The sequence below is a fragment of the Pseudomonas sp. DCB_AW genome, assembly GCF_026240895.1.
GTDB lineage: Bacteria > Pseudomonadota > Gammaproteobacteria > Pseudomonadales > Pseudomonadaceae > Aquipseudomonas > Aquipseudomonas kermanshahensis.
Map to the genome: position 1 here is coordinate 22,027 of NZ_JAPFCE010000011.1, position 19,083 is coordinate 41,109.

Consider the following 19,083-nt stretch of genomic DNA (forward strand, 5'->3'; position numbering starts at 1 on the left):
AATTTCTTTTGGCAACTTTATCGGCATCCGCGCTCTAATGGCGCTTCGTTTGGCAATACAGACTGTTCAAAACCCCATGGATATCCAACGAATCTGGCGTGACTCCCTCGACCTCTGGGGCACCCTCGATCAACATCCCATGCTCCACGCCGCCATCGGCCTGGCCGTTCTGCTGCTGATTTCTCTGGTCGTCGGCCGCCTTTCGCGCTTCCTGATGCTGCACGGCACCCGCCTGCTGGCGCGCCAACAGGCGCTGAAATGGCTGGATGACCTGCGCCACAACAAAGTGTTGCACCGGCTGGCCCAGACCACACCGTCGCTGGTGCTGCAGTTTGGCCTGAAGTTGGTGCCGGAGCTGTCCGACACGGCGCAGCACTTCCTCGGCAACGTTGCCCTGGCCTTTACCCTGCTGTTCATGACCATGGCCCTGTCGTGCCTGCTGGATGCCTTGCTCGACATCTACGCGCGCACCGAACATGCCCGCACCCGCTCGATCAAGGGCTATGTGCAACTGGCCAAGATGATGCTGTGGATCTTCGCCTCCATCGTCATCGTCGCCACGCTTATCGACCGCTCGCCGTTGCTGCTGCTGTCGGGCCTGGGTGCCATGTCGGCGGTGCTGCTGTTGGTCTACAAGGACACCCTGCTGTCGTTCGTGGCCAGCGTGCAATTGACCAGTAACGACATGCTGCATGTGGGTGACTGGATCGAAATGCCCCAGGTCGGTGCCGATGGCGATGTGGTGGACATCACCTTGCACACGGTGAAGGTGCAGAACTTCGACAAGACCATCGTCTCGATCCCGACCTGGCGCTTGATGAGCGAATCGTTCCGCAACTACCGCGGCATGCAGCAGTCAGGCGGCCGGCGCATCAAGCGCAGCCTGTTCATCGACGCGGCAGGTGTGCGTTTTCTGACCCGCGAAGAGGAACAGCGCCTGACCCAGGTGCGCCTGCTGGGCGACTACCTGGCAGGCAAGCGCCAGGAGCTGCAAACCTGGAACGAAGCGCTGGGGCCGGTGGCCGAGCTGTCCGCCAACCGCCGCAAGCTGACCAATATCGGCACCTTCCGCGCGTTTGCGCTGGCTTACCTGAAGAACCACCCCAATGTGCATCAGGGCATGACCTGCATGGTCCGGCAGATGCAGACCGGCGCCGAGGGTGTGCCGCTGGAAATCTACTGCTTCACCACCACCACGGTGTGGGCGGAGTACGAGCGGATTCAGGGGGATATCTTCGATTATCTGCTGGCGGTGTTGCCGGAGTTTGGCTTGAGCTTGTATCAGCAGCCGAGTGGCAATGACATGCGGGTGGGGTTGAGCGGGCGAGTGTCGCACCGGTTGGAAGAGATGAGCGAGGCTTGAGATCGCCGGGGCTGCTTTGCAGCCCATTCGCAGCACAAGGCTGCTCCTACAGGAGGTACGCGCTCCCTGTAGGAGCAGCCTTGTGCTGCGAATGGGGCGCAAAGCGCCCCCGAATCACCCCGCATACCCCAGCAGGTACAACAACCCGGTCAGGGTCACCAACGAAGCCACGGTCGACAACAGGATCGTCCGCGAAATCAACCCCGCCTCGCGGTTGTAGTACTCCGCCAGCATGTACGGCCCGGTCCCGGTCGGCAGCGCCGCCAGCAGCACCGCCGAAGCCGCCCACATGCTCGGCAGGCTGAACACCTTGTACGCCAGCACCCAGGTCAGGGCCGGCTGCCCAATCAGTTTCAATCCCACCAACGGCCACGGGCTGGCTTGCGCACCCGCGCGCTTTTCTGCCAGGAATGCGCCCAGCGATATCAAGGCGCACGGCGTGGTGGCCAACGCCAGCATGTCGAGAAAATGCATCACCGGCTCGGCCAGCCCCAACCCGCTCATGGCCCACCCCGCCCCCACCACCGGCGAAATCACCAGCGGGTTCTTCGCCAGCGCCTTGCTCACCACCAGCACCGCCCGGCCGACCTGCCGCTCTTCCTGCAGCCCGACCTCAATAAAGGTCAGCGAAATGGCGAACACCAGGCACACCACGATCAACGACGAGATCAGCGCCGGCTGCAAGCCCGCCTGGCCGAACAGCAACAGGCACAGGGGGATGCCGATGTAGCCGGTGTTGGCATACCCCGCACTGAGCCCGTCGATGCTCGCCGCGACCAGGCTATGGCCGCTGTACAGCCGCCACGCCAGCGTGATCACGAACATGGCCAGGGCGCCCGTGCCAAACGCCACGATGAAGCCTGGGTGCCAGATCTCGCTCCAGGTCGCAGTGGCGGTCACCTTGAACAGCAAGGCCGGCAAGCAGAGCCAGACCACCATCTTGTTGATCTCGGCTGCGGCCTTGTCGCCGAGCTTGTTGGCGCGACGGCACAGGTAGCCGACCAGGATGAGGGCAAAGATCGGCGCGACGATGACAAAGAGGGTATGCATATCAGGCCTTGCGGATCAGCGCGGCGTCAGTGCGGCTACCCAACCGGCTCATCCACACCGACGCCAGAATCACCGCGCCGCCAATAAGCAACCGCCCCAGTGGCTCGTGCTGGTTCCAGATCAACAGGTTGAGCAACAGACCCACCGGCACATGCAGGTTGTTCATCACGGCCAGCGTCGCCCCGGAAACCAGGCATGCACCCTTGTTCCACCAGTACAGGCCCAGCGCGGTCGGGCACAACCCGAGGAACAACAGCACCAGCCATTGCACATCGGTGCTTGGCAGGTGCTGGGCATTGCCGAACAGCAAAAACGCCGGCAGCACGACGATCAAGGCCCCGAGGTAGAAGTAGCCGAAGCGCTTGTAGTGCGGCAGGTCGCTGGGGTTTCGGGCGATCAGGTGACGGTACAGCACCTGGCCGGCGGCATAGGTGAAGTTGGCCAGTTGCAGCAGCAGGAAGCCGATGAAGAACTCACCACTGATGCTGTCGAAACGAATCACTGCAGCCCCCGCCACGGCCACCAGCGCGGCCAGCAACGCCCATGGGTTGAAACGCCGGTTCAAGGCATCTTCGATCAGGGTCACGTGCAACGGCGTGAGGATGGTGAACAGCAGTACTTCTGGCACGGTGAGCACGCGAAAGCTCAGGTACAGGCAGACATAGGTAATGCCATATTGCAGCGCACCGATCAGCAGCATCGAACGCATGAAGCGCGGCTCGACCTGGCGCCAGCGGGTCAGCGGCAAGAACACCAGGCCCGCCAGCAGCACCCGCGCGAGCACGGCAAAGTAGCTGTCGACGTGCCCAGCCAGGTACTCGCCGATCAGGCTGAAGGAAAACGCCTGAATCAGCGCGACGATAATCAGGTAGCCCATGGTTGCCTCTCGTGGATCAAGGCGGCGACCTTAGCGGGTTGCGCCGCGTGAGTTCAACCATGAGAAGTGTGGGGGCTGTGCCGGCCCTTTCGCGGGCAAGCCCGCTCCCACAGGTACACCACGGGCCTTGAGAACAGTGAATTCCCTGTAGGAGCGGGCTTGCCCGCGAAAGGGCCGGCACAAGCAACCGAGAAATCCCAGGCAAAAAAAACCCGGCCATTAGGCCGGGCAGGTACACCCAAAGGAGCAAAAACAGGTGTCAGGGTTGGGAATTCGTTGACGCTCAGGCCACCGCAGCCAGCTTGGCCTTGGCCTGGTTGATGCCCTTCTCGTGGAAGTCGCCGCTCATGTTCAGGCCTTCGGCATGGATGAAATTCACATCGTGAATGCCGATGAACGCCATCACCTGGCGCAGGTAGGGTTCCTGGTGGTCGCTGGTGGCGCCGGCATGAATGCCACCGCGGGCGGTCAGGACGATGGCGCGCTTGCCAGTCAGCAGGCCCTGCGGGCCGGTCGGGGTGTACTTGAAGGTGATGCCGGCGCGCAGCACGTGGTCCAGCCAGGCCTTGAGGGTGCTGGGGATGGTGAAGTTGTACATCGGCGCAGCCATCACCAGCACGTCGGCCGCCAGCAGTTCATCCGTCAGCTCATTGGAGCGGGCCAGCGCTTCGAGTTCAGCGGCACTGCGCTGCGCTTCGGGCTTCATCCAGCCACCGAGCAGGTTGGCATCCAGGTGCGGCACCGAGGTCACAGCCAGGTCACGTACGGTGATCTCATCGCTCGGGTGGGCGGCCTGCCATTGCTGGATGAAGTCGCGGGTCAGTTGACGGGAAACGGAATCCTGCTGGCGGGCGCTGCTTTCGATGATCAGTACGCGGGACATGGGTGCCTCCATCGGCAAAAAGGGTGCGATTCGATGGAGGTGAGATTAAGGCTTGACCTATCGATAAAAAAGCGTAAAAAGTGGGTTCAATCAATCGATTAATCAGTTTATTCCGCTGTACAGTTCACGCTGATCCGCAATTTGATGATCTGGCGATTGAACTTGGCGGTGACGTCGACGCTTTTACCTGCCGGCACGTTCACCCGGCGCACCCGCGGCGCTTCCGGGCCGTTGCGGAACATCACCTTGCAAGCTGCAGGCACCTGCCCATAGTTGTTGAGGGTGATGGCGCCAATGTCGTAGGCGGTATCGTAGGCCGTGTAGTCGAGCTTGACCCCGTCCTTCAGTTGCTTCTCCACATCGATGGGGTAAGCCATGGCACCGAGGGGCAGGCACATCAGTATTGCCGCACAACATTTCTTCATGGGGCGCTCTCCTTGGAAGAGCGCAGCTTAGGACAACAGGAGCGAAACATGAAAGCGCCGCGCGTAACCCTTGATCAGTGGCGAACACTGCAAGCAGTGGTCGATCACGGGGGGTTTGCCCAGGCCGCCGAGGCGCTGCACCGTTCGCAGTCGTCGGTCAGCTACACCGTGGCCCGCATGCAAGAGCAGCTCGGTGTTCCGCTGCTGCGCATCGATGGGCGCAAGGCGGTGCTCACCGAAGCTGGCAACGTGCTGCTGCGCCGTTCACGCCACTTGGTCAAACAGGCCAGCCAGCTCGAAGACCTTGCCCATCACATGGAGCAAGGCTGGGAAGCCGAGGTGCGCGTGGTGGTCGACGCCGCCTACCCCAGCGCCCGGCTGGTCCGTGCGCTGAGTGCGTTCATGCCGCAAAGCCGCGGTTGCCGGGTACGCCTGCGTGAAGAGGTGTTGTCGGGCGTCGAAGAAGTGCTACGCGAAGGCATCGCCGACCTGGCCATCAGCAGCTACAGCATCGGCGGCTACCTGGGCGCCGAACTGAGCGCGGTAGAGTTCATCGCCGTTGCCCACCCCGAACACAGCCTGCACCGCCTGGGCCGAGAAATTACCTTCCAGGACCTGGAAAGCCAGCTGCAGGTGGTGATCCGCGACTCTGGCCGCGCACAACCGCTGGATGTCGGCTGGCTGGGCGCAGAACAGCGCTGGACCGTCGGCAGCTTGGGCACCGCCACCACCTTCGTCAGCAGCGGCCTGGGCTTTGCCTGGCTACCGCGGCACATGATCGAGCGCGAACTGCGTGAAGGCGTGCTCAAGCCGTTGCCGCTGGATCAGGGTGGCAGCCGTCACCCACTGTTCTACCTTTATTCGAGCAAAGAGAAGACCCTGGGCCCGGCTACGCAGATTCTCATCGACCTGCTGCGCAACTTCGACACCGCGCCTCTGGACGTGCCCTTCGCAGCCCCCCCACAAGCCTGAGAGGACCGCGCCCATGGCCTATTTCGAACACGAAGGATGCTTACTGCATTACGAGGAATACGGCCAGGGCGAACCGTTGGTGCTGCTGCATGGCCTGGGCTCCAGCTGCCAGGACTGGGAGCTGCAGATACCGCTGTTGAGCCGCCACTACCGGGTCATCGTCATGGACATTCGCGGCCACGGCCGCTCCGACAAACCTCGCGACGGCTACCAGATCGCCACCTTCAGCGAAGACCTGCTGGCCCTGCTCGAGCACCTGCAGACCGGCCCGGTGCACTTCGTGGGCCTGTCGATGGGTGGGATGGTCGGCTTCCAGTTTGCCGTCGATCACCCGCGCTGGCTGCGCAGCCTGTGCATTGTCAACAGCGCCCCGGAGGTGAAGCGCCGCACCCGCAGCGACTGGGCCTGGTGGGCCAAGCGTTGGGGCCTGGCACGCCTGCTCAGCGTCGAGACCGTGGGTAAAGGCCTGGCCCAGCGCCTGTTCCCCAAGCCCGGCCAAGCTGACCTGCGCCAGAAGATGGCGCAGCGCTGGGCACGCAACGACAAACGTGCCTACCTCAAGAGCTTCGACGCCATCGTCGACTGGGGCGTGCAGGAACGCATTGGGCAAATTCGCTGTCCCACGCTGGTGATTGCCGCCGACCACGATTACACGCCGATACATCTCAAAGAGCGCTACGTAGCCCTGATGCCGCAGGCCAGGCTGGTAGTCATCGACGATTCCCGGCACGCTACGCCCCTCGATCAACCCGAGGTCTTCAACCAGACCCTGCTGCAGTTTCTTGCAGCTGCTTCCACCTCTCAAGGATCTTTGAGCCCATGCTGAAAAAACTCCTGCTCACCGCCTGCTCGGTCGCCTTCGCCACCAGCGTCATGGCGTCCGACAAGACCCCTCACGTGTTGCTGGACACCAGCTTCGGTCAGGTCGAAATCGAGTTGAATGCCGAGAAGGCGCCGATCAGTACCAAGAACTTCCTCCAGTACGTCGAGAGCGGCTTCTACAACAACACCATCTTCCACCGCGTGATCCCGGGCTTCATGGTCCAGGGCGGCGGCTTCACCGATCAGATGGTGCAGAAGGGCACCAAAGATCCGATCCGCAACGAAGCCAGCAATGGCTTGCTGAACACCCGTGGCACACTGTCCATGGCCCGCACCTCGGACCCGAATTCGGCCACCAGCCAGTTCTTCATCAACGTGGCTGACAACGACTTCCTCAACCCAGGCCGTGACCGTGGTTATGCCGTGTTCGGCAAGGTGACCAAAGGCATGGAAGTGGTCGACCAGATCGTCAACTCACCGACCACTGTGAAAAAGGGCATGCGCGACGTGCCGGCCGATCCGGTCTATATCAAGTCCGCCAAACGTATCGACTGAATGCAGGTTTCACAGGGACGTGAACCCGCCTGAAGGCCGGACCAACAGGAGTGTTGTCACCCATGCTGTACCGCCGTTTCGAACGACTCATCGACATTTTTCGCGAGGCACCGAGCGAAGCACCGCCGAGCACGGTGTGGCCGTTCTACCTGTATTACCTGCGCCAGGTCTGGCCAAGCTTCGCCGCCCTGCTGGTGGTCGGCCTGGTCGCTTCGTTGATCGAAGTGGCGATGTTCAGCTACCTGAGCCGTATCATCGACCTGGCCCAAGGCACGCCCAATGCCAACTTCTTCAGCGAACACAGCGGTGAGCTGATCTGGATGCTGGTGGTGATCCTGCTGCTGCGCCCGCTGTTCTTCGGCCTGCACGACCTGCTGGTGCACCAGACCATCAACCCGGGCATGACCAGCCTGATTCGCTGGCAAAACCACTCCTATGTGCTCAAGCAGAGCCTGAACTTCTTTCAAAGCGACTTCGCCGGGCGTATTGCCCAGCGCATCATGCAAACCGGCAACTCGCTGCGCGATTCGGCGGTACAGGCAGTGGATGCCCTGTGGCACGTGCTGATCTATGCCGTCAGCTCGCTGGTCCTGTTCGCCGAGGCCGACTGGCGCCTGATGCTGCCACTGTTGGCGTGGATCGCCTGTTACATCGCCGCGCTGTTCTACTTCGTGCCGCGGGTTAAGGCGCGTTCGGTGATTTCGTCCGACGCACGCTCCAAACTGATGGGGCGCATCGTCGACGGCTACACCAACATCGCCACCCTCAAGCTGTTCGCCCATACCGACTACGAACAGCAGTACGCCCGTGAGGCGATCCGCGAGCAGACCGAAAAAACGCAACTGGCCTCTCGGGTGATCACCAGCATGGACGTGGTCATCACCACCCTCAACGGCTTGCTGGTGGTCGGCACCACCGGCCTGGCACTGTGGCTGTGGAGCCAGTCGCTGATCACCGTGGGGGCAATTGCCCTGACCACCGGGTTGGTGATCCGCATCGTCAACATGTCGGGCTGGATCATGTGGGTGGTCAACGGCATCTTCGAGAACATCGGCATGGTCCAGGACGGCCTGCAGACCATCGCCCAGCCGGTCACCGTCACTGACAAGCCCAATGCGCCGGCATTGAAGGTGAGCCGTGGTGCGGTGCATTTCGACGATGTGGACTTCCACTACGGCAAAGCCAGCAACGTGATCGAAGGGCTCAATCTGAACATCCGCCCGGGCGAGAAGATTGGCCTGATCGGCCCTTCTGGCGCGGGCAAATCGACCCTGGTGAACCTGCTGCTGCGGCTGTATGACGTGCAGGGTGGGCGCATCCTCATCGATGGCCAGGACATTGCCGAAGTGAGCCAGGCCAGCCTGCGTGCGCAGATTGGCATGATCACCCAGGACACCTCGCTGTTGCACCGCTCGATCCGTGACAACCTGCTGTACGGCCGCCCAGAGGCCAGCGAAGCGGCACTGCTTGAAGCCGTACGCCGCGCCCGCGCCGACGAGTTCATTCCGCAGTTGACCGACGCACAGGGGCGTACCGGCTTCGATGCGCATGTGGGTGAGCGTGGGGTCAAGTTGTCTGGCGGCCAGCGTCAACGTATCGCGATTGCCAGGGTGTTGTTGAAGAACGCACCGATCCTGATCATGGACGAGGCCACTTCAGCGCTGGACTCTGAGGTTGAAGCCGCGATCCAGGAGAGCCTTGAGACACTGATGCAGGGCAAGACCGTGATCGCCATCGCCCACCGGCTTTCGACCATTGCCCGGATGGACCGGCTGGTGGTGCTGGACAAAGGGCATATCGTCGAGAGTGGCAGCCACAGTGAGTTGCTGGCGCAGCAAGGGTTGTATGCGCGGTTGTGGCATCACCAAACCGGCGGGTTTGTTGGGGTGGATTGAGATGTGCGGTTGCCTGCCCCGGCCTCTTCGCGGGGCAAGCCCGCTCCCACAGGTTCATCACTGCCCTTAAAACCAGTGATGCACCTGTGGGATGCACAGCTAGATCACTGCCCTTAAAACCAGTGATGCATCTGTGGGATGCACAGCTTGATCACTGCCCTTAAAACCAGTGATGCACCTGTGGAATGCACAGCTAGATCACTGCCCTTAAAATCAGTGATGCACCTGTGGGAGCGGGCTTGCCCCGCGAAGAGGCCGGGGAAAGCGACATAAAATTCAATCCCTGCGGTAAGGCAACATCCCCCGCGCCTCTTCGGCATACCCCTGCACCCCTTCCCGCTCCTGCAACAAAAACCCTTCCACCGCCCGCCGCAACCCGGGATGCAGCAGGTAATGCCACGACCGCGTCAGCACCGGCTCGAACCCTCGGATCAACTTGTGCTCACCCTGAGCCCCTGCATCGAACCGCTGCAGGCCTTCAGCAATGGAAAAGTCCATGCCCTGGTAGAAGCACGTTTCAAAGTGCAGCCGGTCGAATTCATCCAGGCACCCCCAGTAACGGCCATACAGGCTGTCACCGCCCACCAGGCTCAGGGCCATGGCCACGTCACGCCCGCCTTGCCTGGCCATCACCACCCGCAGCGCCTCGGGCATGCGCTCGGCCAGCAGGCTGAAGAACTCACGGGTCAGGTACGGCGCGCGCCGGCGCACTGCATAGGTGTTGGCGTAGCACAGGTAGACGAAGTCCCACTGCGCCTCATCCAGTTCATCACCCCGGTACCACTGAAAGTCGATGCCCTGCCCGGCCACTTGCTCGCGCTCTTTGCGCATCTGTTTGCGCTTGCGCGAGCTGAGCGTGTCGAGAAAGTCCTGGAAGTCCCGATAGCCTCGGTTGCGCCAGTGGAACTGGCAACCCAGCCGCTCCATCCAGCCTGGCAAGCCGGCCATCTGCTGGTCCAGTGCCGGGTCGGTGAAGTTGATGTGCGCGCCAGATAGCCCGCCCTTGCCCAGGTACTCGGGCAATGCTTGCAGCACCAGCAGGCCATCGGCGGGGTCGGCGGCCAGCAGGCGCGGGCCACTGACCGGGCTGAACGGCACGGCGCCCAGCAGCTTGGGGTAGTAGGCAATGCCTGCCCGCTCACAGGCATCGGCCCAGCCGTGGTCGAACACGTATTCGCCAAACGAATGCCACTTGCGGTAGGCCGGCAGCACGGCGCGTACCTGCCCTTCACGCTCCAGCACCAGGTGCTCGGCAGCCCAGCCGGTGGAGCGTGCAACGCTGCCACTGTCCTCCAGGGCGCTGAGAAAGGCGTGGCGCAGAAACGGTTGGCCCGCAGGCACCAGGGCATCCCAGGTGGCCGCCGGAAGATCACGCAGATGAGCAAGGCTGTACAGGCTGGTCACGGTTTCGACTCGCTGTCTTAAGGCCCTCAGTATCCCGGAAGAATGGCCCATCACTCAAATGACGATCACCTGGCCAATCCGTTCATTGCCGATTACTTAACAACAGTGCCACTAATTAGACATTAATCTGTCATTCCCCCCCGCAATACTTGCGCCTGTTTTCCGGAACCCCAGAACCTGTCTATTCAGGCCCTTTCCGAAGACATGCCAACACAGGGGCGGGCGCTGAGCCTCCCCCATTTTTTTCTAGTAGGGAGAACCTTATGCGTCTTGTTTCCACACTTACCGGAGTGAGCCTCACCGGCATGATGCTGGCTCTGAGTACTCCGGCCAGTGCTGCTGTCGACGCCAAGCTGCTCGAAATGCTCCGCGCCAATGGCTCGATCAACCAGGCGCAGTACAACGAACTGCAAGGCGATCTGGCAAAAGAGACCAAGGAAAAGGCCGACCAGAAAGCGCAGTCCGAGCGTATGAGTTCCTTTGAACAAAAAGTGGCATGGGCCGCCAAGACCCAGATCAAGGGTGATGTGCGCCTGCGTTACGAAGACGTCAACGTTGACGACCCGAACAGCAGCAGCGGCAACCAGGACCGCCAGCGCGTCCGTGCCCGTGTCGGCTTCTACAGCGAAATCAACCCGCAAGTCGATGCTGGCGTGCGTATCGCCACCGGTAGCAGCGCCGACCGCCGCTCGACCAACCAGAGCTTCGACAACTATTTCGACAAGAAATCGCTGTGGGTCGACCTGGCCTACCTCGACTGGCACCCGACCGCAGTGCCAAACCTGCACCTGATCGGCGGCAAGATGCCACAGCCGTGGGTGAGCATGGGCGATATCATCTGGGACAGCGACATCAACCCGGAAGGCGTGGCCGCGACCTACAAGGCTGACCTGGGCGGCGCCGAAGTGTTCGCCAGTGCCGGTCAGTACACCCTCAAGGACAACGTCGATGGCGACGGCGTGCAGTACAAGCACGATGCGCAGGTCTACCACGGCCAGCTGGGCGCCAAGTTCGCCCCTGCCGACGTGCTGAAAGTCACTGTGGGTGCGAGCATCTATGGCTACGACAACGACAAGGAAGCGGCCATTCTGCAGTCGTTCGGCAACACCACCAATGAGTTCAACCTGGTGGAAGGCTTCGGTCAGCTCGACTTCACTGGCTTCGCCATCCCGCTGTCGGCCTACGGCCAATACGTGAAAAACACCGAGAGCACCGACGGTGAAGACCAGGCCTGGCTGGCCGGTCTGAAAACCAAGGTCGGCGCTTGGAGCCTGGACTACAACTACCGCGATGTTCAACGTAACGCCGTGGTCAGCCTGTTCACCGACTCCGACTTCGGCAACGGCTTCACCGGCTCTCGCGGCCACAAGTTCAAGGTCGGTTACGAGATCGACAAGAACTTCTCGCTGGGCGCGGCGTACCTGATGGCCAAGACCGATCTGTCGCAGCTGCCGAACAGCAATGCTGACGTAGACACGCTGCAGGTAGACCTGGAAGCCAAGTTCTAAGCAACCGCTTCACTGCTTCACTCAAGGCGGGAAATGCCGACCCCATCCGGTATTTCCTGCCTTTTTTTGTGTGTGACATTGTAGGGGGCTGCTTTGCAGCCCATTCGCAGCGCAAGGCTGCTCCTACCGGTGCGGTTCGCGTTCCCCTGTAGGAGCAGCCTTGTGCTGCGAAAGGGCCGCAAAGCGGCCCCGGCAATCAGCGTTTGCGCAAAATCACGCTCCCCACCGAATACCCCGCGCCAAACGAGCTCAGCACGCCCACCGCACCCTCGGCCAGGTCATCCTGGTACAGGTGGAATGCAATCACCGACCCCGCCGAACTGGTGTTGGCATAACGGTCCAGAATCACCGGTGCCTCTTCCTCGGTGGCTTCACGCCCCAACAGCTTCTTGACGATCAAGTGGTTCATGCTCAGGTTGGCCTGGTGCAACCAGAAGCGCTTGACGTCGCTCGGCTGCAGGTCATTGGCTTCAAGGTGCTCACCGATCAGCTCAGCCACCTTCGGGCACACTTCACGGAACACCTTGCGGCCTTCCTGGATGAACAACTTGTCCGCAGCACCTTCCCCCTCCTCCGCCGCGCGGTTGAGGAAGCCGAAGTTATTACGGATGTTGTTGGAAAACCCGGTCCACAACTTGCTGCTGACAATCTCGAACTGGTGCTTCGAGGTGGCCTGGTCGGCACGCTCGATCAGCACGGCGGTGGCGGCATCACCGAAGATGAAGTGGCTGTCGCGGTCGCGGAAGTTCAGGTGGCCGGTGCAGACCTCGGGGTTGACCATCAGTACCGAACGCGCCTGGCCCAGCTGCACGCTGTTGGCGGCGGTCTGGATGCCGAAGGTGGCTGACGAGCAGGCCACGTTCATGTCGAAGGCAAAGCCCTCGATGCCCAATGCATTTTGCACTTCGATGGCAATGGCCGGGTATGGGCGCTGCAGGTTGGAGCACGCGACGATCACCCCATCGACGTCGGCGGCGGTACGGCCCGCGCGTTCAAGTGCTTGGCGAGCAGCGGCCACCGCCATTTCACACAGAATCGACGGCTCGTCATTGGAGCGCTCTGGCAGGCGTGGCTTCATGCGTTGCGGGTCGAGGATGCCGGCCTTGTCCAGCACGAAGCGGCTCTTGATGCCCGAGGCCTTCTCGATGAAAGCGGCGTCGGACAGCGGCGCTGCCTCGACCTCGCCGCGCTCGATGGCGGCGGCGTTGTCGTGGTTGAACTGCTGCGCCCACGTGTTGAAGGACTCCACCAGTTCTTCGTTGGAAATGCTCTGGGCCGGGGTATACAGGCCGGTGCCGCTGATCACGACGTTATGCACGGTCGTTCCTCTGGTCAAAGGCCATCGCCACGGGGCGCTGGCTGGAAAATGCGTAATAGCACTTTAGTGCCAACTCGAAGGCGAGGGCGTTGCCCTCGTTCGCGGGTAAACCCGCTCCCACAGAGGCCGCTAGGCGGCCCCAAATTGCATCAATATTGCCACATCTTCTGCGGTTTAGGCTTCCACCTGAGCCCACTGTTTGCTGAGACGCTTGTCAGAAATCGGCACTTTGGTACCCAACTGCTGAGCGAACAACGACACCCGGTATTCCTCCAGCAACCAACGGTACAGCGTCAGTTGCTCATCACGCTTGCCCTCCTGGGCGTGCTTGTCGGCGCGGGTCTTGTACTGGGCCCAGAGGTTTGCCAGCTCGCCACTCCAGACGCGGTCCTTCTGCACCTGCGAGCCGAGCTTCTCCAAGCGTAACTCCACGGCCTTGAGGTAACGCGGCAACTCCTTGAACCAGGCGCCCGGGGTTTCGCGAACGAAGCCCGGGTACACCAGGTTGGCCAGCTGTTGCTTGATGTCGTTCAGCGCCACCGCCTGGCTCAGGTCGATCTTGCCTTTGAAGCGTTTCTGCAGCCCGTGCCACAACTTGAGCACTTCCAAGGTCTGGCGCGCCAGGCGTTCAGCGTGCTCGGCCCAACTGCCACGTTTGCGCTCGGCCAAGCCGGCCAAGGCGGCACCGTCGCGCGGCAGCGGGTGTTCACCCTCGAGGATGCAGCTGTCCAGGCTGGCCAGCAGAATGTCTTCGACCAGTGCCTCGACACGGCCCAGCTCGCGGTACAGCAAGCCCAGTTCGGTCAGCCCGGGCAGCTTGCCACGCAAAAACTTGGCAGGCTCCGCCAACTGCTGCAGCAACAGGCGCTGCAAGGCGCGACGGTGCTGAAACTCGGCTTCGGCCTGGGTCGAAAAACGCCCTTCGCGCACGGTGCCGTTTTCGTCCACCAGCGCCGGGTAGACGGTCATCGACAGGCCGGCGATCTTCTGCTGGGTGCTCTGCGCCACTTCACTGAAGGCCTTGGCCTGCACCGGGCGTTCGGCGTTTTCGCTGCGTGGCACGGCCAGTGCGGCCTGGCTGGCGGCGACAAAGCGTGCGGTCAGCTCGGCCAGGTCGCGGCCTTCGCCGAGGAACTTGCCCTGGCCATCGACCACTTCGATGTTCATCCGCAGGTGGCCTTCGACCAAGTTGACCGATTCTGCCCAGGCCTCGTCGGACACACGCGCACCGGTCATGCGCAGCAGCTCCTGGCCCAAGGCCTGGGGCAACGCGCCCTGGCCGAAGGTCATGCGCGCCAGCGCGGCCTTGACGAAGTCCGGTACCGGCACGAAATTCTTGCGCAGGGCCTTGGGCAGGTTGCGCACCAGCGCCACGCACTTGGCTTCGATCAGGCCCGGCACCAGCCATTCCAGGCGCTCGCCCGGCAAGCTTGGCAACAGCGGCGCCGGTACGCGCACGGTCACACCGTCGCGGGGGTGGCCCGGTTCGAAGTGGTAGGTCAACGACAGGCGCAAGTCCCCTACCTGCAGGCTGTCCGGGTACTGCGCCGCGGTGACCTCACTGGCTTCACGCGCCAGCACGTCTTCTTCGCGCATGATCAGCAGGTTGGCGTCCTTCTGGCTGGTCATGCGGTACCAGGCATCGAAGGTCGCGGTCTGGTGGATTTCCTCGGGCAGGCGCGCTTCGTAGAACGCGTAGAGGGTCTCTTCATCGGCGAGAATATCGCGCCGACGGGCCTTGGCCTCCAGTTCGTCGAGCTGTTCAAGCAAGCGTTTGTTGGCCGCCAGGCACTTGGCCCGCGACTGGATCTCGCCGCCCACCAGCCCCTCGCGGATGAACAGCTCACGGGAGGTCACCGGGTCGATCGGGCCGAAGTGCACCGGCCGGCGCCCCACCAGAATCAGCCCATACAAGGTGATCTGTTCAAAGGCCACCACTTGCCCGCGCTTTTTCTCCCAGTGCGGTTCGAAGTGGTTCTTCTTGACCAGGTGGGTGGCCAGCGGCTCGATCCAGTCGGGCTCGATCTTGGCGACCACCCGCGCATACAGTTTGGTGGTCTCTACCAGTTCGGCAGCCATGACCCACTGCGGGCGCTTGCGGCCCAAGCCCGAGGACGGGTGGACCCAGAAGCGCCGCTGACGGGCACCTTGGTAATCGCCCTCTTCCGTCTTCTGGCCGATCTGGCTGAGCAGGCCGCTGAGGATGGCCTTGTGCATACGCTGGTAATCGGACGGTTCCTTGTTGACCGTCAATTGCAGGTCACGGCAAATCAGCGCCAGCTGGCGGTGGGCATCGCGCCATTCGCGCAGGCGCAGGTAATTGAGGAAATTCTTTCGGCACCAGTTACGCAACGGGTTGGCCGTCAACGCCTGGCGCTGTTCTTCGAAACCACGCCACAGGTTGACCAGTGCGGCGAAGTCGGAATCGACATCCTTCCACTGAGCATGCGCCTGGTCGGCCGCCTGCTGGCGCTCCGGCGGCCGCTCGCGCGGGTCTTGCACCGACAGGGCACTGGTCACGATCAACACTTCCTGCAGGCTGCCCTGGCGGGCGCCTTCAAGCAGCATGCGGCCCAGCCGTGGGTCGATCGGCAAGCGCGCCAGCTGTCGCCCAAGCGGGGTCAACTGGTTCTCGCGGTTGACCGCCGAAAGCTCCTGCAACAGGTTGAAACCGTCGCTGATGGCCTTGCCATCCGGCGGCTCGATGAACGGGAACGCGTCGATCGCCCCCAGGCGCAGGTGCAGCATCTGCAGGATCACCGCCGCGAGGTTGGTGCGCAGGATCTCTGGGTCGGTGAACGCCGGCCGGCCGTTGAAATCCTCTTCGCTGTACAAGCGTACGCAGATGCCCGGTTCGACCCGGCCGCAGCGGCCCTTACGCTGGTTGGCGCTGGCCTGCGACACCGCCTCGATCGGCAGGCGCTGAACCTTGGCGCGGTAACTGTAGCGGCTGATGCGGGCGGTGCCGGTGTCGATCACATAACGAATGCCCGGCACGGTCAGCGAAGTCTCGGCGACGTTGGTGGCCAGGATCACGCGGCGCCCGGTGTGCGACTGGAAAATGCGCTGCTGCTCGGCGGGCGACAGGCGCGCATACAGCGGCAGAATCTCGGTATGGCGCAGTTGCGCCTTGCGCAAGATCTCGGCGGCGTCGCGGATTTCCCGCTCGCCCGGCAAGAAAATCAGCACATCCCCAGGGCCCTTGCCCTCGCTGCGCTCATGTTGCGCCAGTTCGTCCAGGGTGGCGAGGATCGCCTGGTCGACGGTGAGGTCTTCCTCGATCTGGTTGCCTTCCTCGTCCTGCTCGCTGGTCAGCGGGCGGTACCAGGTTTCGACCGGGAAGGTGCGCCCCGACACCTCGATGATCGGTGCGCCATCGAAGTGCTGGGAGAAGCGCTCAAGGTCGATGGTCGCCGAGGTGATGATCAGCTTCAGTTCCGGGCGGCGGTGCAGCAGGGTCTTGAGGTAGCCGAGCAGGAAGTCGATGTTGAGGCTGCGTTCGTGAGCTTCGTCGACGATGATCGTGTCGTAGCGTTCGAGGAAGCGGTCGTGCTGGGTTTCGGCCAGCAGGATGCCGTCGGTCATCAGTTTGACCAGGGTATTGGCATCACTCTGGTCTTCGAAACGCACCTGGTAGCCGACGAGCCCGCCCAGCGGCGTGCCGAGTTCTTCGGCGACACGGGTAGCGACGCTGCGCGCGGCGATACGGCGTGGCTGGGTGTGGGCGATCAGGCCATGGCTACCGCGCCCCAACTCGAGGCAGATTTTCGGCAACTGAGTGGTCTTGCCCGAGCCGGTCTCACCGGCAATCACCAGCACCTGATGCTCGGCCAGCGCCTTTTTGATCTCGTCACGCTTGGCAGCAATCGGCAGGCTGTCGTCGTAGCGCACGGTTGGCACGCTTTGCTGGCGTGCGGTGACCTGCGCGCAGGAGGCCTGGACCTTTTCCACCCACTGGGCGAGCTTCGCTTCGTCCGGGCGTTTGCGCAGCTCGTGCAGTTGCCGACGCAGACGGTGGCGGTCGGCGATCATGGCGTGGTCGAGGTTTTTCAGGAGCTGGTCGATGGCTTGGTCTGTCATGGGGCTTTTTAGTGATGCAGGTGAGCCTGCTTTTTCATGATCGGCATTTGAAGAGGCGCAATTGTCGCAGATTTGAGGGTTCTTTGCTGTCCGCGCTGGCCGCACCTTTGTGTGTAGGAGCAGCCTTGTGCTGCGAAGAGGCCGGTGACAACAAAGGTGATGTCGGTTGCTATCACCGGCCTCTTCGCAGCACAAGGCTGCTCCTACAACGATCAGGCAGGCGCGCTATGTTTAGTGAAGGCTGATGTAAAGGTTGCCATTCACTGCTTTAATCAACCTTACGCCGCATGTGAGTATCAAAGGCATGACTCCCGCCCAGCCTATCGCCCCACCGTCGTCCCGCCCTTCGCTGCCGAAGGCCAGGAGCCGTGCTGGGGAAAATCCGCTGGTCCACATCATCCTCGCCTTCTGGGCTTTGTGGCACTGCCGTCACGCGCGCCCACCGGACACTTCGCTCACGCCATTGTGACCCAACCCGGCCACCGCCTGGCCGTTTGACTCAACTGGGCCGCCAGCATGCGCGGTGGCCCTGTGCGCCCGTGAGCGAATTCATCATGCACTTTGCACCCGTAGAGCACGCCAGCCAATTCCTGGCCGACAACCCCGATATCGAGCTGTTCGAGCTGTTCATCCTCGACGCCAACGGCGTCCCCCGCGGCAAGCTGCTGCACCGCGAGGAACTGCTGGCGGTCTACCAGACCGGCCGCCCGCTGCCCAGCACCATCCTGGGCCTGACCCTCAATGGCGATGACGTCGAAAACTCTGGCCTGGTCTGGGACGTTGGCGACATCGACTGCCGCGCCTACCCGCTGGAAGGCAGCTTGGTGCGCCTGCCCTGGCGGCGCGTACCCACCGCCGCAGTGCAGGTCAGCATGCACCCCAGCGAAGGCCTGCCGGCGAGCATTGCCGACCCACGCCATGTGTTGCTGCGCACTGTCGAAGCGCTCAAGGCCGATGGCTACCACCCGGTGATGGCGTGTGAGCTGGAGTTCTACCTGCTCGACCAAAAACGCGATGCCCAGGGCCGCCCGCAGCCGGCCCTGGACAACGACGGTGGGCGCCCGCGCAGTACGCAGGTGTATGGCCTGCGTGAACTGGAACAGATCGAGCCCTTCCTCGCCGACCTTTACGCCGCGTGCAAAGCCCAGGGTATCCCCGCCCGCACGGCGATCTCCGAGTACGCACCTGGTCAGGTGGAAATCACCCTTGAGCACGGCGATGCGCTGCTGGCCATGGACCAGGCCGTGCGCTACAAGCGCCTGGTCAAAGGCGTGGCCCATGCGCATGGCATGCAGGCTTGTTTCATGGCCAAACCCTTTGCACAACTGGCCGGCACCGGCATGCACATGCACCTGAGCCTGGCCGACAGCGCAGGCAACAACCTGTTCGCCAGCGAGGACAAGGCCGGCACACCGTTGCTGCGCCAAGCGGTGGCCGGCATGCTGCGCCACCTGCGCGATTCGCTGCTGCTGTTTTGCCCCAATGCCAACTCGTTCCGCCGCTTCCAGGCCAACAGCTACGCGCCACTGGCGCCCACCTGGGGCGTCGACAACCGCACGGTCAGTCTGCGCGTACCGGGCGGCCCAGCCAACAGCCGACACGTGGAGCACCGCATCTGCGGTGCCGATGCCAACCCGTACCTGGCCGCAGCGGCCATCCTCGCCGCCAGCCACCGCGGCATCCGTGAACAGCTGGACCCCGGCGCCCCCGTTGAAGGCAACGGCTACGCCCAGGCCACCGAGCACTTGCCCACCGACTGGCTGACCGCCCTGGATGCCCTGCAGCATTCGGGCTGGGCCCGGGAGGCACTGGGCGATGAATTTCTTGGGGTGTACCTGAAGGTCAAGCGCGCCGAGTACCGCCAGTTCATGGCCGAAGTCAGCGAACAGGACTGGCGCTGGTACCTGCACCAGGCCTGAGCCCCATTCATA

Annotated in this window: 14 protein-coding genes; 7 read left to right on the plus strand and 7 right to left on the minus strand. The window is 62.6% G+C overall.

Features of this window, described 5'->3' with window-relative positions; all coding sequences use genetic code 11:
• Positions 1 to 76 precede the first annotated feature (76 nt).
• The gene (locus tag OO306_RS09460; RefSeq protein WP_265968474.1) at positions 77 to 1,363 is read left to right on the plus strand and encodes a mechanosensitive ion channel family protein; all 1,287 of its coding nucleotides are present in this window, start codon (positions 77 to 79) and stop codon (positions 1,361 to 1,363) included.
• Between the two features lie 114 nt (positions 1,364 to 1,477).
• Here OO306_RS09460 and OO306_RS09465 read toward each other — a convergent pair whose 3' ends face one another.
• From OO306_RS09465 to OO306_RS09480, 4 genes are all read right to left on the minus strand, one after another.
• Positions 1,478 to 2,413, minus strand: coding sequence for an AEC family transporter (locus tag OO306_RS09465; RefSeq protein ID WP_265968476.1), 936 nt, complete (start codon positions 2,411 to 2,413; stop codon positions 1,478 to 1,480).
• A 1-nt stretch (position 2,414) separates the two neighbouring features.
• Positions 2,415 to 3,290: a carboxylate/amino acid/amine transporter gene (locus OO306_RS09470; RefSeq protein WP_085272467.1), complete on the minus strand. Its 876-nt coding sequence runs from the start codon at positions 3,288 to 3,290 to the stop codon at positions 2,415 to 2,417.
• 283 nt (positions 3,291 to 3,573) lie between these two features.
• A complete protein-coding gene (locus tag OO306_RS09475) occupies positions 3,574 to 4,173 on the minus strand; it encodes an FMN-dependent NADH-azoreductase (protein WP_265968477.1) in 600 nt (199 codons plus the stop codon).
• A gap of 107 nt (positions 4,174 to 4,280) precedes the next feature.
• A complete protein-coding gene (locus OO306_RS09480; protein ID WP_085272465.1) occupies positions 4,281 to 4,598 on the minus strand; it encodes a 3-phosphoglycerate kinase in 318 nt (105 codons plus the stop codon).
• A 48-nt stretch (positions 4,599 to 4,646) separates the two neighbouring features.
• On the opposite strand from OO306_RS09480, the gene OO306_RS09485 reads away from it, so the two are divergent.
• The 4 genes from OO306_RS09485 to OO306_RS09500 all read left to right on the plus strand — a co-directional run bounded on the left by OO306_RS09485 (position 4,647) and on the right by OO306_RS09500 (position 8,842).
• The gene (locus tag OO306_RS09485; RefSeq protein WP_027593141.1) at positions 4,647 to 5,570 is read left to right on the plus strand and encodes a LysR family transcriptional regulator; all 924 of its coding nucleotides are present in this window, start codon (positions 4,647 to 4,649) and stop codon (positions 5,568 to 5,570) included.
• Positions 5,571 to 5,583: 13 nt separating this feature from the next.
• A complete protein-coding gene (locus tag OO306_RS09490) occupies positions 5,584 to 6,396 on the plus strand; it encodes an alpha/beta fold hydrolase (RefSeq protein ID WP_027593142.1) in 813 nt (270 codons plus the stop codon).
• Complete coding sequence (locus OO306_RS09495) at positions 6,390 to 6,947, plus strand: peptidylprolyl isomerase (protein WP_265968480.1); 558 nt, start codon at positions 6,390 to 6,392, stop codon at positions 6,945 to 6,947. Before OO306_RS09490 ends, OO306_RS09495 begins: the two co-directional genes overlap by 7 nt.
• 62 nt (positions 6,948 to 7,009) lie before the next feature.
• On the plus strand, positions 7,010 to 8,842 hold the full coding sequence (locus OO306_RS09500) for an ABC transporter ATP-binding protein (protein ID WP_027593144.1): 1,833 nt from the start codon (positions 7,010 to 7,012) through the stop codon (positions 8,840 to 8,842).
• A 276-nt stretch (positions 8,843 to 9,118) separates the two neighbouring features.
• Here the strand turns inward: OO306_RS09500 and OO306_RS09505 are convergent, their stop codons facing one another.
• Complete coding sequence (locus OO306_RS09505) at positions 9,119 to 10,246, minus strand: GNAT family N-acetyltransferase (protein ID WP_265968482.1); 1,128 nt, start codon at positions 10,244 to 10,246, stop codon at positions 9,119 to 9,121.
• A 263-nt stretch (positions 10,247 to 10,509) separates the two neighbouring features.
• Here OO306_RS09505 and OO306_RS09510 point away from each other — a divergent pair, with 263 nt between their 5' ends.
• Positions 10,510 to 11,754 carry a putative porin gene (locus OO306_RS09510; protein ID WP_027593146.1) on the plus strand — a complete coding sequence of 415 codons (1,245 nt, stop codon included), beginning with the start codon at positions 10,510 to 10,512 and terminating at the stop codon, positions 11,752 to 11,754.
• A gap of 196 nt (positions 11,755 to 11,950) precedes the next feature.
• Here the strand turns inward: OO306_RS09510 and OO306_RS09515 are convergent, their stop codons facing one another.
• Both OO306_RS09515 and hrpA read right to left on the minus strand, forming a co-directional pair.
• Positions 11,951 to 13,072, minus strand: a complete 1,122-nt coding sequence (locus OO306_RS09515) for a beta-ketoacyl-ACP synthase III (RefSeq protein ID WP_099430154.1) — start codon at positions 13,070 to 13,072, stop codon at positions 11,951 to 11,953.
• A 174-nt stretch (positions 13,073 to 13,246) separates the two neighbouring features.
• Positions 13,247 to 17,152 carry an ATP-dependent RNA helicase HrpA gene (gene hrpA / locus OO306_RS09520; protein WP_265968484.1) on the minus strand — a complete coding sequence of 1,302 codons (3,906 nt, stop codon included), beginning with the start codon at positions 17,150 to 17,152 and terminating at the stop codon, positions 13,247 to 13,249.
• A gap of 554 nt (positions 17,153 to 17,706) precedes the next feature.
• On the opposite strand from hrpA, the gene OO306_RS09525 reads away from it, so the two are divergent.
• Positions 17,707 to 19,071, plus strand: a complete 1,365-nt coding sequence (locus tag OO306_RS09525) for a glutamine synthetase family protein (RefSeq protein WP_265968485.1) — start codon at positions 17,707 to 17,709, stop codon at positions 19,069 to 19,071.
• Positions 19,072 to 19,083: the final 12 nt, after the last annotated feature.